Below are 12,263 nucleotides of genomic sequence, written 5' to 3'. Positions count from 1 at the left end.
CCCTTACTGCACTTTAGGCACAGACACTTGTTCGATGGCTTCAATCAGTACCGGAATACTGCCCGCAGCGGTCTTTTCCACTTCAAACGCCAGTTGCTTCATGGCTGCCGTTGGCAAACGTGCTTCACTGCCAAAGCCGCAGCGCGTGAAATCAATCGAGAAGAACCCCGCATTCTGCTCACGGCCAGCGGATGCTAAATCAAAGGCGTTATCCGCTTTGTTGACGTTGATTTCTTCACGTTCATCACGCAGAACACGCACACGTTCGATGCTGGCGTCTTTAAAGTGAACACGCTTTAGAGACAGCGCCGCGCTACGCTCGGCAAAGTCAAACGGCGTGCGACCGCTTGAGGCTGCATACCATGTTTGTGAGTAGATACGAGGCATGTAGATGCGTTGCGATTGAGCCGCTGTCGTATGAGCACGAGCGCGAATCATTGGCGCTGCTTGACCAGACTTGGCTTTTAGCTGGATGTACATAAACCAGATTTCGCCCTGTAGGGTGACTAGCTCACCTGTACGGATACCCAGTTTGGTGCGCATCGTCATATCTGAGAAGTTCAGAACGTAACGACCTGCTTGCACGTACTCTTTTTTGTGCTCTTGCAAGTCGATAAGGTCTTGCGCCGTCACATTAACGATTTCACGGCCATTCACTTTGATGGTGATGCGCTCAATGTCTGACGGGTCAGTAATGTCCGTGACCAATTCAATGTTTTGGTACGTAGGACCAGACACCAAACGCAATGTTGCTTGGTTGCCCCAGTTAACGCCTTCTACTGGGTCAAGTTCACGAGGACGAGGGTTAAAAGGTTGTTTTAGTGCTTCCATTAAAACCACCCCATATCACCATTGATTACACGGCGAGCTGGGTCTAGAAACCCAATGTTGTTAATCGCTGCAATCACAATAAGCGTGATAATAAGCGCTACAAGTAGGTTCTTGTGTTGTTGTTTCATACTGTTCCTTTCGGTTGTACACGGTTAAAAAGTGATTCCATGAAACAGCGAATTGATAAGGCTTGGAAGTTGGAGAAACCTATAGGTTAAGCGGTTAACCTATAGGTTGAATGAGCGTTGAAATTAGCCGTGAATCTTACCCGTCAGGCAGTTAAACGAGGACTTTTCGACGTTGCCGATACCATCACGAACCAATAAATATTCGGCAATGGGTTTGCCCATTACGGCTTTGTTGTGCTTGGCGGATTTCAGCCCTGCCAACGTATCGACACACAAGCCCTTTTTATCAGCAAGCCAGCGTGCGTCTGCCATCGAGTTAACCGCACCAATCCACCAAACGGGTGATTGCTCGGTGACGGTTTTCGGTACTTCCTGACCACGTTGGAAAATCGAATGCAGCACCAGACCATACTGACGACCACCACGCCACAGTTCGCCCGCCTTGCCTTTGAGTTTGCCGGACGTCTCCACACAACTGGCGAGTTCTTCAATCACCACATGCAATCGGTCAGCATCACCATTACCGACCGCCCACACCGCAGCACTGAAAAACTCCAATTCATCACCGCATGCCCCCTCACTGGGTACATACGCCAACTTAAACGACTTGCCACGCTTTCGAGCCAACACCAAAGCTTTGACGAACGCGACACGCGATGAGGTTTCAAGGCACATTTGCCCGCGATACTTCGCACCCGCATAATTTCGATATGGGTCAAAAAAAAACCGCTTGCGCGGCTTTCGGTACTAAACCCAAGTGCTTAACGGCGGAGGTTTTACCCCCGCCAGTACCCGCCACATAAATCACATGCTCTGCATCGTGTGACGGGTTCGAGTTCACCGGATTAGGGAATTTAAGCGGCGTCTTTTTGGTTTTGCTCACGCTGTTTTTTCTCCTCTATGGCTAACAGTTCCTTTTGGTGTGTCATGGTCTTTTTCGCGCTGTAGACCAAAGACAGCACAGCTAGACCTAACACGGCTTCTTCCATGTAATTACCGAACAGAGAAGTGACCGTGTCACCATGCTTTTCAAGCACTGGCAAGGCTGCATCAATCACTGCCGCTTTGCCTTTTTCATCGAATTCAAAGTCCACGCCCGAAATGATGCTGGTTGCTTGCTCGGCAATAGTAAACAGAACAGACAGCGCCCCTTCGAACATTTCACCCGCGGGCTTTTCATCGTTGGCCGCTTCGGTTGGCGCATCAATTACAGCCGCTGATTCGCTTTGCTCAAGACCACTAATGACCGCTGAAAAGTCGCCCCAATCGTCGGTTTCTGGTTGGTTTTCAAGTTCACCCTGCATTGGCTGGCTCTCCCTGTTCGGTTGGTTCGTCGGTTGCTTTCTTGGCTGGTATCAGTTGGCGTACTGCCCAGAGCAAAAGCGCGACAATAGCGAGTCCGGCCAATACCTTTTTAACCGGAAAAACACGCTGTTTAGCGGGCATTGGTGATTCGCTTTCTTGTACTTCAACCGTTACCACTTCATTTTTCTCTAAGCTAGGCGTATCAGTGCTTTCAACGGTTTCAACCACTGGCTCAACCGTTGGAATGTTACTCTCATTAGTGACGGCGTCACTCGATTCTGGCGTGCTCAGTTGTTCAACCGATTCAACCATGTTGGATTCAACAAACGAGTTAATGCTTTTGCTCATTGGACTGTTTCCGCAGCTTGGACACTTGTAATAAAGCAGCCCCAAATTACGCCCGTTTTTGGTTGGCTCACCTTCAGCAATTAACTTGCCTTCGCCGACACGGTGAACGGTGGCGTGGCTGCTACAAACTGGGCACGAAACGTGCCCACGAATTGGGTTTGGGTGTTTACTCATCGGCAACGGCCTCAACATCAGAAAGCTGCTCGATGTTCGCTTGAACACAGGCGCGGTACTTCTCACGCGCTTTGTTGTTCAGTGCCGTTAGCTGCTCAATTTGTTGAAACAAAGACGGCGATAAACCAAACGCTTCAAGCGAGATGTTTTGCGAGAAAATCATCTTACTGGCGCGCTTCATGATGTCGTTCATGTCCATTTTTTTAAACTGGCTCAGTTCCTGTTCAACACTGGCGTTAAGTTTGTCGGCTGCGTCCAAAGCTGCAATTGCTTGGTGACATTCATTAAGAGATAGCATTTTCATTTAGTTAGCCTCGGCTGGTAGTTCGTCGGTATCGGGTTTCTTCTGAATTTGTTTGTTTACTTCTTTCATCCAGACCAGCAAAAGACGCCAGAACACGCCTCCCTTGCTGCGTTTTACTTCCTTTTCCATCGCATCGGTGATTTTGTCGATGTTGCTCATTGCGGTTTCCTTTCCTAGTTTGCTGAAATCGTTTCGCAAGCAAGTACCCAAACGGGCTAATCAGTTAAGCGGCAATAATCAAAGTAAATGTCCATGTCATTGCTCTTTATGATGTTGAAATCAGGCTCAGGTGGCATTAGTTGATGTAACTGGCTTTTCCAGTTGGCTTGGCGTAGCTGGAATTGTTCAAACTGTTCGCCATAGAGGTGCTTTGCGCTGGCGCGGTAAAGTTCAATATCATCGCCCGCGACTTCTTTCGAACACTTCATTGACCAGCCACGCGCACCGTGTGCCCAGTAAAGGAACTCATCAGCTTTGCCTTGCGCGTCATCACCTTCGAAGACGATAGAAAATTGGTTTTGACTGCTGGCGAACGTGCCGCGCTGCTTGATTTCTTGGCGCAGTTCTCGCGCTTCGGTATCGAGGCGTTTGATCAGGTGGTTAAGTTTCACCACCGCACTGACTTTGCCCTGCTTTTTGTTGATGTCGATGGCTTTAATCGCTTCATCTTTCTTGATTTGTTTGCGCTTGATTTCGCGCTGCATTGGCTTGCGCCATTGTTCCAACATGTAGCCGCACTCTTTAATGATGCCCGTCATGTTGTCCACCTCGAACGAGGCTAAAACATCCCAATCCGGTGCGCGGCTACAGCGCGAAATGTTGTAACGGTTGCCTTTTATCAATCCTTGGTCGGCGTTGTCGCCCTTGGCCGCATAGCCAACCGCTTTAATTAGATAACCGGCGGCGGCTTCACTGAACTTGATTTTCTCTAGGTGCGCCATGCCATTACCCCAAAGCTGCTCGATACGTTTCGCCCAGCCAGCAAAGTGATGGTTTTCCACGCGCCAGTTCAAAAGAACATGCACATGCGGGTTTGGTTCGCCGTCTTCATTGGCTGGCGACTCGGCAACCCAGATGTAGTGGAAGTCAAAAGGCTTTTTCGTTGCACCGTGAATCTCTTCAACATGCTTGATGCCGTCGTCATCTTTCCAAGCGGCTTTTAATGGGCGTCCCAACCTACCCGACACTTTGATTTTGCTACCATCAAGCCCAAGCTGATTGGCATCGGTTGCCGCATATTCGAAACCGCGCTGGTACATCTTCTTTAAACCATCCAAGAAGCGGGAAACTTCCGCGCCAATCGTGGTCTGGATTGGGCAATATGGCAGACCTTCATCCGTCACAGCCTCACCGCCAAAGATGCGCTCGCGCTGTTTTGGGGAAAAAGTCAAAGTGAGAAATGTGCTGAATCCACCGTGACACGCTGCGACATATGCGCCCGCTTCAAAGATTTTCTTTACAGCGCGAGGCGTGAGTTTTTCCGTGAATCGCTCACCACTTTGCGGCGCTGGCGCGTCAGATGGGCTTGGGTGAAACTTCACTTGCATCTTGGTTTGTTTTGCCCAGCTTCTACGCATCAAATAAGCGCGACTTTTGCCAATTGGCTGCCATTCCAAGCGTTTGTTTTCGTTCAGAATCCAGCCTGTTTGCGATTCTGGGCGTGCTCGATATTCATCGGTCACGTTGTCGCCACAAAACGACTGCGTTTTGTGGCGCGGCGGCAAGCGTCGAGAACGGGTAATTAAGCGGTCTATCTGCTTTCGTTTTCCGTGTCCGACTTTTGCGCCCTTTGACGAGCCTAGTCTTTTCTGGACTTCGTCCAGCGCTTCGCGCCCAAGTTCTGCACTTTGTTGTGTGCGAATGAAGTGGATTTGCTCCAACGCTTTAAGCTTTTGCAACTCTGAATCGAGACACTGGGTATTTTTAGCACTAAAAAAACCGCTTTCGATAGCGGTAATGTTTTTCTCAGTGATGGTGACATCTTGAGCTAACGCCGTTATAAAGCCCACATCTTGTGGGCTTAGTTGATTGGTGAATGGGCGTGGTTCTTGCGCCTCATAAAGATGCTTCACTGTTAAGCCTCCACGGTGGAAGAATCCGCGCCCACTTGGGGCGCTTCATCTTGCTTGCGGATTCTTTTAGACTTGAGCACTATGCGCTCGGCAACAAGTGCATTATTGCGTTCTATTGCTTGAAAAAGGCGCATCTTTCCATATCTTGACGTCGTCAAATACGCAAAAGCCCCAAAGCTTGACGGGAATACTTCAACCCACTGGCGAGACTCAAGTTCTAGCTTTGCGGCCTTTAACTGGAAGGCTAAGTTGGTAGCTCGACACTCACCGATTAGAAACCTAAGTTTCCCATAGTAGCGAGCAATATTGATGATATCGCCCGAACGATAAGCGCATGACAAACCTTTGTAGTTATTCTTTACTGTTTCTTGCTCTGCTAGTTTCATGATGCTACCACCTCAACTTGAGTTAGTGGTTCACCATGATTTTGCGCGCCTAACGTTGCCATATGTTTCGCTACTTGGCGAAGGCGTGGAAGCGTATCGGTGTTTGCTTCAAAACACGCTACCAAAGTGCTGCCTTGGTAAAGCCATAATGATGCTTCGATGATTTCCAGTTCAAAACTGTCGAAGTAAATATGAATTCCGTTGCTTTGCGATGCAACAAGCTGGTTTTTGTTGCGGCGAGATTTCCAGATACTAATATTCATGCTACTACTCCCTGACGAAAACGTGCTGGAATGTAGGTTTGCTCTTTCTTTGGGAAATGCTCTGCAAACTTCTGGCGTAACTCTGCAACTTTACGCAAAGAATTAGCCGTTTTATTTGGGTCTGGGTTTTTGCACCCTGCCATATCTGGGCAAGGTAAGTGAATGGGGTTGGTAACGATACGTTCCATGTTCTAGCCTCCGCAAGCTGTTGATTTCCTGTCTCAAAAATAACGTTAAGGAAATCTTTTTGGCCGCGCAAGTCGCTTGCGTTAGTGAAAGACGCGATACTATCCACTAAAATTTAACAATACAGTGAAGGGATGCGGGAACATGACTAATTATACAAACGTGCTTTTAGACCAACTGAAAACCCAGTTAGAGCTTACCTCTGACTATCAGTTGGCTAAGTTTTTGGACGTTGGGTCTAGTAGAATTAGTAACTACCGCAATGGACGCAGTGTACTTGATTGGGAAATGGCGTTTAAAATTGCCGACTTATTAGAACTCGATGATCAAGATGTTGTGTACGGTTTACTTGATGAAAAGACCGTAAACCCTCGCCTAATCAATGCTTTACAGTCACGCGCACCAGTCTAACCCCCTATTAACCCTTTTATACATAATGCGCACTTAGCGTGTAAACCCAAAGCGATAATGTCCTAATATTTCCAAGTGAATCTGTCCTATGTTTGCTTGGAGGTATTTAGGATGTTAGTTACGATGAACGACCATGAGTTGCAACGTTTCTCCATTATCCAAGATGTATTAAACAATAAGTTAAAGCGCCGAGATGCCACTTCCATTCTTGGAATAAGCTATCGACACTTGTCTCGCATACTTAAAGCTTTTAAGGAACTTGGCGTTGAATCCCTAGCTCATGGCAACCGCGGTAAACCTTCGAGTAATCGCATCAGCGATGACACCAAGCTCCACGTACTCAAACTTATCTCAGAATACTATCTAGATTTTGGCCCAACGCTCGTACATGAAAAGCTTACAGAGGTTCACGGATTTAATATCTCCTTAGAAACGCTTCGCCAATGGATGATCTCTGATGCTCTTTGGGTTCCACATTCCAAGAGAAAACCTCGAATTTACCAACCCCGTTACCGACGTGACTGTTTAGGCGAACTCATTCAAATTGATGGCTCTCACCATGATTGGTTTGAAGGACCGTGACGACGTAACCTTGTGTTATTCAGTTCTATTTATTGCGACATTAAAAAAAGCGACTTGATATAGTCGCTTTAAACTTTTTTTGACACTGTCGCTTCTTTATATCATGAGCGTCATCTTCCCTGGAGCACTCATTCTAATTGATGATAATGCTTCCGCCGATATCTGGACGTTAGCAAACCAAAATGGTTTGTGCTTTTCTGCAAACACTGCACTTCTTGATAATCCATCATAGATTGCATATGCCCTAGCCTGCGCTAATGCTGCGCCATAGACACTACGCTCTAAGATGGGTTTGCTTTCAATGTCTTCAAGAACAGCAACTTTTATATGTTCTACATTCTTCGGCCAATGAAAGTTTTCTAAAAGTCTTTTAGTCACCAGCGCTTCCATATCGACAATGACTTTAGGCAAGAAAGCGGAATTTGGTCGGACATCTGCACAGGCATAATACTCATCTTTCCTGTTCGTTTTTCTATAGTTCAGCATGACTTCAATGAGTGCGTCTTCAAACGTATCTGTGAAGTGATTAATCAATACGATGCTACCTAAGCTACGAAGCGTTCCGATCAAAACACCACAATCGGAATCTTGAACATCTGCCGATTCCAATCGCATTTTGGTGACGTTGGCAGTCAAAACCAATTGTTGCCAAAACTTGGGAGTCAGGATTTTAGTATTACTATCTGACCATCTCATCATTGGGCGCGCCATTAAAACTGGGAATAGTTTGCGGCAATTTTCAATTCCAAGGCGACCAATCGCGACTCTTGCATCTGAACTAGTTTTAGCGGCACTTCCTCGCTCACGCAGTCTTGAGTTTTCAATCAGGTCTATAATCGTTGAGCTTAGCTGATGGCTATTGTTAGCCAAGTCTGTCAGTTTTGAAAAGCTTAGAGATGGAGAATAGGCAAACGATGCGAACAGCTCAAATGCGGGTATAATGCTCGATAATTTATCAATTGGAAGCGTTTCAAGCTTTTTCATTAACATTCGATCGGCGACTTTCGATACATCGCTGATGACTTTTTGCAGTGTTTTCTGCTTGTCTTCCACGATTTGGCGCTTTTCTTTTACTCGCTCTTGTTCGCACATGAGAAGTATTCTTTGGTTGCGCGTGATTCTGTCTTCTTCACTAAAGATCACGTCGTCACAATATCGCCCCTGTAAACTAAGGAGCTTATCCACTTGTGACTGATCCACTTGGTGATTCATACTAGCTAGCCACTTGGCATGTCTAAGTTCGACTTCTTTCGATACCTTGACTGCGATGTCCATTGCTTCTGGTGTATAGTTTTTCTGCGTGAGCAACAAACTGCTATTCCTAACGTTGTTTTTATTTTCCTGTTGGCAAGTTTATCTATAAAGACACAAGCAGTAAATGAAATGTGACATTAATTCCACTTATAAATATATCCAAGTTATCGAAATATTATTAGTGAATGCTAATCACTCGTTGTTATGTGAAGTCGTATGTATTTTTCCGCAAACTTATAACGATATCGTTTACCAATTTTTAAGTTTGATTTTGCAAATTTACATACGCTTTTATCACCACTTTCCTTTACTTTTTTAATCTTCGCAGTCTTACCTTTATGCTCCATCTCAATCATTAGGTCACAATAACCTTCATAGCTATCAAATCGTCTATTGGTCTTCTTTTGCAATTCTGTTTTAATTTTCTTTGCAATGGGGTTCGTTTCTGAATCATCGGCTTTCGCGGCTGATGCCCCAATTAAAAAACAGATTAAAGTGACAGTGTATCGCATGGAGCTTCCTTATGATTCATAAAAGAAAAACTCTAACTTACTGACTTAATAGATATAAAACGGGGCGCAATTAATGCGCCCCATTTAACAAGAATAAGTAACTGATAGTTTTCTTAAGCTCTTTTTTTTCCTTTGCCTGACTTAAAACCTTGATGAGGGAAGACGTTACGAATTCGCTGCTGCACTTTCTTCGGAACTTGTTTCGAAAAGGTCAAACGCATTCCTGTTCGCTGATTATAAACTTTCATCTCACCATCAAAAGGGTCATGCTCAGCAATGTCTTGCAAGTTGTGTTTAAAGGAAGGAGGAATATGACCTTTCACTTTTGTAATGTGCCCTTTCTCAAACGATATTTTTAAGACAGGTCTATCTACAGCGATAAGCCAAAAAATAACAACAGCAGCAATCAAGATTACATAAAGCATTTGATACTCCATTAACTAGACAATAGTTTATTTAAATCTTCTTTAATCGAGGTTACTTTTTGACTGGCCTTCTCACTGCGAGAAGCTTCTGAGAGTAAATATTCAATTGCGTCAGAGAGTGTACAACCTAACTCGTTCGCACGATTTGACAGTTTCTCCCAAACTCGATAGTCAAGATCAATCGATTTCTTTTTGGTATGAACTTGTTCAGCATTGAAATGGCGTTTACGCTTGGCACGAATTGCCTGTTTGAGTTTATTCTCTAACTCTTCAGACATATGATTTTCAATCCAAGCAAGCACTAAAGTTGGTTCATGTTCTAATTTTCGTAGTTCTGCAACGGCAGCATCCGCTTCACTGGTATCAATATACTTGGTGATCGACTCACCATCTTTCCATTTTTGGATCAGATATTTCCATTTCCAACCACACTCTAGATTTTCAAGTTGCTGATATTTCATCCTTTCGACCCTTAAAACACATCTGGTGACAGCGTAACCCAGATGTTGCTATACAGCAATTAAAACTCCATAAAGTATCGATGTTGATCACTCATTTGTCGAAGGTTTAATCATATGAATATTCAGTATTTTTATATTGCTCAAATTCTCGCTATGGAGTTATAGGACGTTTCGTTATAATGACCTCAACATTGAATTAAGACGATTATTAATGAACCAACTTGACTGGCAAGACGTAACTCCTTCATTTAAGCCATATGAAGCACTATTAGAAACCGCCCCATTTCTCCCTGCAAAGACGTTCACTGACCTACAACCTCGCTTGACGGCAACGTTGAGTCGATTTGCTCGGGTAAATGGCCTCACAAGAGTCCTACTCGTAAACTGCGCAGATAATGCAATTTACCGTGAATTCGTTAGAGAAGCTGTAATCGATATTGCGTCTTTGCCAGTGGTTTCAACAGAGTCTCTAGACGCAAAAGATCTATTTGATCGATATAGCGTCAATACTGAAGGTCAATCAACTTTCGAGAATGGCTTATTATCGAAGGCTCATGGTGGCTATCTAATCGTCCCTGCTAACCTCATTTTGGCAAACGCAGTAAGATGGCCGAGTGTGAAAGCTGCGATACAAGGGGAAGCTTTTGCTCCGATTAACTTAACCCCGAATCGTATTGCATCCTCTCCTTTTGTAGCTCAGCATTATGACGTTAAGTTGATCATCACAGGTGACCGAACTCAATTGGCAGAGATTGAGTTTGTAGATGACGATTTTTCTACGGGAATGACTATGTACACCGAAGTAGAAGAAGATATTCACATCTCTGAGCGTAGCCTCGCTCTTTATTTCGGCTTAGTGAATTGGATATGTAAAAAATATCAGCACCCTAGTTTGGACGATTCGGCATTTAGACGCTTAATGCTTGCCGGTATGCGTTATACGGAAGATCAACATTACCTACCTCTTGGTGTTCTTTGGCACAATCAATTGATTAGTTTAGCCAGTCAATATACTGAATGTGACACTATCAATTTTACATCGATTGATGCTGCCATTGATGACAAATACTATCGTGAGTCATATCTACCACAGCGCGCCGTTGACGACATTCTTGATGGACAAGTGATCATTGAAACTACCGGTGAACAAGTTGGGCAGATCAATGGCCTAACCGTTATTGATATGGCCGGACACCCTGTTTCTTACGGAGAGCCTGCTCGCATTTCTTGTGTGATTCATTTTGGTGATGGTGACATCTCCGACGTTGAACGAAAAGCGGAATTAGGCGGTAACTTGCACGCCAAAGGTATGATGATCATGCAAGCATTCTTGAGCTCGGCGTTAAACCTTGATGAGCCTCTGCCATATTCTGCATCTATTGTATTTGAGCAATCTTACAGTGAAGTTGATGGCGATAGCGCCTCATTAGCGGAATTGTGCTGTTTGGTGAGTGCCCTGTCTGAGTCTCCCGTTGACCAACAAATTGCGGTTACCGGCGCGGTTGACCAATTTGGCCGTGTCCAAGCCGTTGGCGGCTTAAATGAAAAAATCGAAGGTTTTTACCAAGTCTGTAAGCACCAAGGCTTTACCGGGGAGCAAGGGGTTATTTTACCTAAGTCAAACCTTAAACACCTTGCGCTACATAAAGATGTAATAGAAAGCATTAAAAATGGCGAGTTCCATATTTGGTCGGTTTCTACGGTAGATGAAGCTATCCCAATTCTGATGTCGAAGCCGTTCCGTGGTGAAGATGACAGCATCATTGGCAAGATCGCCGAACGTATTGAAAACTTTGAAAGACATGAGCATCCTTTAGGAATTGTGGAGCGCATCAAAAACTGGTTTGTCTAGTACTGATCGGAGTTGTTTAGCGTACACGTGTTCACTAAGATGCAGCTATCAAAAATTGGAGTAATTGATAATGCAAAACAAACGTGATTCTTATAACCGTGATGATCTTTTAGCCTCTAGCCAAGGAGAGCTGTTTGGTCCTGGTTATCCACAGCTTCCTGCGCCGAACATGCTAATGATGGATCGCATCAGTAAAATGTCTGAAACTGAAGGGGATTTCGGTAAGGGTTTGATCCTTGCAGAGTTGGACATTACTCCGGATCTTTGGTTCTTTGATTGCCACTTCCCTGGCGACCCGGTAATGCCAGGCTGTCTTGGTCTAGATGCAATGTGGCAACTGGTTGGTTTCTTCCTCGGTTGGGTTGGCGGCAAAGGTAAAGGTCGTGCTCTAGGTGTCGGCGAAGTTAAATTTACTGGCCAAATCCTACCAACAGCGAAAAAAGTAACGTACGAAATCCACATGAAACGCGTTGTTAACCGCAAGCTTGTAATGGGCTTAGCTGATGGTCGTGTATGTGTTGATGGTAAAGAGATCTACGTTGCGAAAGATTTGAAAGTTGGTTTATTCCAAGATACTTCTAGCTTTTAATCTCCTGCTTACAGATTATTCTTAAGGCTCCTTTTTGGCTGTCTCTTGATCACAAGTCTAGTGATCAAGAGACATTGCGAGTTCGTAGCCTTCAAGGATGGTCTGTAGTTTAAACCATCCTTCCCAAAGCACCTTTATTGAAGCTCTACCCGTCCTCTTGGTATCTTTCCAACCGCCTAA

At 44.9% G+C, this 12,263-nt stretch carries 18 protein-coding genes and 1 pseudogene; 4 read left to right on the top strand and 15 right to left on the bottom strand.

What is annotated here, in order from left to right; genetic code table 11:
• Nucleotides 1-3: 3 nt before the first annotated feature.
• The 11 genes and pseudogenes from OQJ86_RS06395 to OQJ86_RS06345 all read right to left on the bottom strand — a co-directional run bounded on the left by OQJ86_RS06395 (nucleotide 4) and on the right by OQJ86_RS06345 (nucleotide 5,999).
• Nucleotides 4-831, bottom strand: a complete 828-nt coding sequence (locus OQJ86_RS06395) for a major capsid protein P2 (protein WP_042602305.1) — start codon at nucleotides 829-831, stop codon at nucleotides 4-6.
• A complete protein-coding gene (locus OQJ86_RS06390; protein ID WP_038889205.1) occupies nucleotides 831-959 on the bottom strand; it encodes a hypothetical protein in 129 nt (42 codons plus the stop codon). The genes OQJ86_RS06395 and OQJ86_RS06390 overlap by 1 nt, the downstream gene beginning before the upstream one ends.
• A gap of 123 nt (nucleotides 960-1,082) precedes the next feature.
• A pseudogene (locus OQJ86_RS06385) lies at nucleotides 1,083-1,842 on the bottom strand (hypothetical protein).
• Nucleotides 1,814-2,263, bottom strand: coding sequence for a hypothetical protein (locus OQJ86_RS06380; protein WP_265987244.1), 450 nt, complete (start codon nucleotides 2,261-2,263; stop codon nucleotides 1,814-1,816). Before OQJ86_RS06380 ends, OQJ86_RS06385 begins: the two are co-directional and overlap by 29 nt.
• On the bottom strand, nucleotides 2,253-2,786 hold the full coding sequence (locus tag OQJ86_RS06375; protein ID WP_265987243.1) for a hypothetical protein: 534 nt from the start codon (nucleotides 2,784-2,786) through the stop codon (nucleotides 2,253-2,255). The genes OQJ86_RS06380 and OQJ86_RS06375 overlap by 11 nt, the downstream gene beginning before the upstream one ends.
• The gene (locus OQJ86_RS06370; protein ID WP_042602301.1) at nucleotides 2,779-3,090 is read right to left on the bottom strand and encodes a hypothetical protein; all 312 of its coding nucleotides are present in this window, start codon (nucleotides 3,088-3,090) and stop codon (nucleotides 2,779-2,781) included. Before OQJ86_RS06370 ends, OQJ86_RS06375 begins: the two co-directional genes overlap by 8 nt.
• On the bottom strand, nucleotides 3,091-3,249 hold the full coding sequence (locus OQJ86_RS06365; RefSeq protein WP_167371695.1) for a hypothetical protein: 159 nt from the start codon (nucleotides 3,247-3,249) through the stop codon (nucleotides 3,091-3,093).
• 56 nt (nucleotides 3,250-3,305) lie between these two features.
• Nucleotides 3,306-5,162, bottom strand: coding sequence for a hypothetical protein (locus OQJ86_RS06360; RefSeq protein WP_265987242.1), 1,857 nt, complete (start codon nucleotides 5,160-5,162; stop codon nucleotides 3,306-3,308).
• Nucleotides 5,163-5,164: 2 nt separating this feature from the next.
• The gene (locus OQJ86_RS06355) at nucleotides 5,165-5,548 is read right to left on the bottom strand and encodes a hypothetical protein (protein ID WP_265987241.1); all 384 of its coding nucleotides are present in this window, start codon (nucleotides 5,546-5,548) and stop codon (nucleotides 5,165-5,167) included.
• Entirely contained in the window at nucleotides 5,545-5,811 is a 267-nt protein-coding gene (locus OQJ86_RS06350) for a hypothetical protein (RefSeq protein ID WP_265987240.1), read from the bottom strand. The genes OQJ86_RS06355 and OQJ86_RS06350 overlap by 4 nt, the downstream gene beginning before the upstream one ends.
• Nucleotides 5,808-5,999 (bottom strand): hypothetical protein, encoded by a 192-nt coding sequence (locus OQJ86_RS06345; RefSeq protein WP_042602297.1) that lies wholly within the window; start codon nucleotides 5,997-5,999, stop codon nucleotides 5,808-5,810. Before OQJ86_RS06345 ends, OQJ86_RS06350 begins: the two co-directional genes overlap by 4 nt.
• A gap of 142 nt (nucleotides 6,000-6,141) precedes the next feature.
• On the opposite strand from OQJ86_RS06345, the gene OQJ86_RS06340 reads away from it, so the two are divergent.
• Together OQJ86_RS06340 and OQJ86_RS06335 are read left to right on the top strand one after the other, a co-directional pair.
• Nucleotides 6,142-6,408, top strand: coding sequence for a helix-turn-helix domain-containing protein (locus OQJ86_RS06340; RefSeq protein WP_042602296.1), 267 nt, complete (start codon nucleotides 6,142-6,144; stop codon nucleotides 6,406-6,408).
• A gap of 111 nt (nucleotides 6,409-6,519) precedes the next feature.
• Entirely contained in the window at nucleotides 6,520-6,990 is a 471-nt protein-coding gene (locus OQJ86_RS06335) for a helix-turn-helix domain-containing protein (RefSeq protein ID WP_265987239.1), read from the top strand.
• Nucleotides 6,991-7,086: 96 nt separating this feature from the next.
• Here the strand turns inward: OQJ86_RS06335 and OQJ86_RS06330 are convergent, their stop codons facing one another.
• The 4 genes from OQJ86_RS06330 to matP all read right to left on the bottom strand — a co-directional run bounded on the left by OQJ86_RS06330 (nucleotide 7,087) and on the right by matP (nucleotide 9,642).
• On the bottom strand, nucleotides 7,087-8,301 hold the full coding sequence (locus OQJ86_RS06330) for an HDOD domain-containing protein (protein ID WP_265987238.1): 1,215 nt from the start codon (nucleotides 8,299-8,301) through the stop codon (nucleotides 7,087-7,089).
• Nucleotides 8,302-8,432: 131 nt separating this feature from the next.
• Entirely contained in the window at nucleotides 8,433-8,756 is a 324-nt protein-coding gene (locus tag OQJ86_RS06325; RefSeq protein ID WP_038881993.1) for a hypothetical protein, read from the bottom strand.
• 113 nt (nucleotides 8,757-8,869) lie between these two features.
• Nucleotides 8,870-9,181 (bottom strand): DUF3634 family protein, encoded by a 312-nt coding sequence (locus OQJ86_RS06320; RefSeq protein ID WP_038881990.1) that lies wholly within the window; start codon nucleotides 9,179-9,181, stop codon nucleotides 8,870-8,872.
• Nucleotides 9,182-9,192: 11 nt separating this feature from the next.
• Nucleotides 9,193-9,642 carry a macrodomain Ter protein MatP gene (gene matP / locus OQJ86_RS06315; protein WP_265987237.1) on the bottom strand — a complete coding sequence of 150 codons (450 nt, stop codon included), beginning with the start codon at nucleotides 9,640-9,642 and terminating at the stop codon, nucleotides 9,193-9,195.
• A 211-nt stretch (nucleotides 9,643-9,853) separates the two neighbouring features.
• Between matP and OQJ86_RS06310 the strand changes: the two genes are divergently transcribed.
• Together OQJ86_RS06310 and fabA are read left to right on the top strand one after the other, a co-directional pair.
• Complete coding sequence (locus OQJ86_RS06310; protein WP_038881988.1) at nucleotides 9,854-11,494, top strand: S16 family serine protease; 1,641 nt, start codon at nucleotides 9,854-9,856, stop codon at nucleotides 11,492-11,494.
• Nucleotides 11,495-11,564: 70 nt separating this feature from the next.
• Nucleotides 11,565-12,083: a bifunctional 3-hydroxydecanoyl-ACP dehydratase/trans-2-decenoyl-ACP isomerase gene (gene fabA, locus OQJ86_RS06305; protein WP_038872958.1), complete on the top strand. Its 519-nt coding sequence runs from the start codon at nucleotides 11,565-11,567 to the stop codon at nucleotides 12,081-12,083.
• Nucleotides 12,084-12,263: the final 180 nt, after the last annotated feature.

This window comes from Vibrio sp. Sgm 5 (assembly GCF_026241575.1).
Lineage (GTDB): Bacteria > Pseudomonadota > Gammaproteobacteria > Enterobacterales > Vibrionaceae > Vibrio > Vibrio jasicida.
Note: the sequence above shows the minus strand (reverse complement) of the source record. Positions and strands in the feature narration are given on the sequence as shown.

Coding starts and splice junctions, on each gene's coding strand:
- OQJ86_RS06320 (WP_038881990.1), bottom strand. CDS start 9,181: ATGCTTTATGTAATCTTGATTGCTGCTGTTGTTATTTTTTGGCTTATC.
- OQJ86_RS06395 (WP_042602305.1), bottom strand. CDS start 831: ATGGAAGCACTAAAACAACCTTTTAACCCTCGTCCTCGTGAACTTGAC.
- matP (WP_265987237.1), bottom strand. CDS start 9,642: ATGAAATATCAGCAACTTGAAAATCTAGAGTGTGGTTGGAAATGGAAA.
- OQJ86_RS06350 (WP_265987240.1), bottom strand. CDS start 5,811: ATGAATATTAGTATCTGGAAATCTCGCCGCAACAAAAACCAGCTTGTT.
- OQJ86_RS06335 (WP_265987239.1), top strand. CDS start 6,520: ATGTTAGTTACGATGAACGACCATGAGTTGCAACGTTTCTCCATTATC.
- OQJ86_RS06325 (WP_038881993.1), bottom strand. CDS start 8,756: ATGCGATACACTGTCACTTTAATCTGTTTTTTAATTGGGGCATCAGCC.
- OQJ86_RS06390 (WP_038889205.1), bottom strand. CDS start 959: ATGAAACAACAACACAAGAACCTACTTGTAGCGCTTATTATCACGCTT.
- OQJ86_RS06345 (WP_042602297.1), bottom strand. CDS start 5,999: ATGGAACGTATCGTTACCAACCCCATTCACTTACCTTGCCCAGATATG.
- OQJ86_RS06340 (WP_042602296.1), top strand. CDS start 6,142: ATGACTAATTATACAAACGTGCTTTTAGACCAACTGAAAACCCAGTTA.
- OQJ86_RS06370 (WP_042602301.1), bottom strand. CDS start 3,090: ATGAAAATGCTATCTCTTAATGAATGTCACCAAGCAATTGCAGCTTTG.
- OQJ86_RS06310 (WP_038881988.1), top strand. CDS start 9,854: ATGAACCAACTTGACTGGCAAGACGTAACTCCTTCATTTAAGCCATAT.
- OQJ86_RS06355 (WP_265987241.1), bottom strand. CDS start 5,548: ATGAAACTAGCAGAGCAAGAAACAGTAAAGAATAACTACAAAGGTTTG.
- fabA (WP_038872958.1), top strand. CDS start 11,565: ATGCAAAACAAACGTGATTCTTATAACCGTGATGATCTTTTAGCCTCT.
- OQJ86_RS06380 (WP_265987244.1), bottom strand. CDS start 2,263: ATGCAGGGTGAACTTGAAAACCAACCAGAAACCGACGATTGGGGCGAC.
- OQJ86_RS06365 (WP_167371695.1), bottom strand. CDS start 3,249: ATGAGCAACATCGACAAAATCACCGATGCGATGGAAAAGGAAGTAAAA.
- OQJ86_RS06375 (WP_265987243.1), bottom strand. CDS start 2,786: ATGAGTAAACACCCAAACCCAATTCGTGGGCACGTTTCGTGCCCAGTT.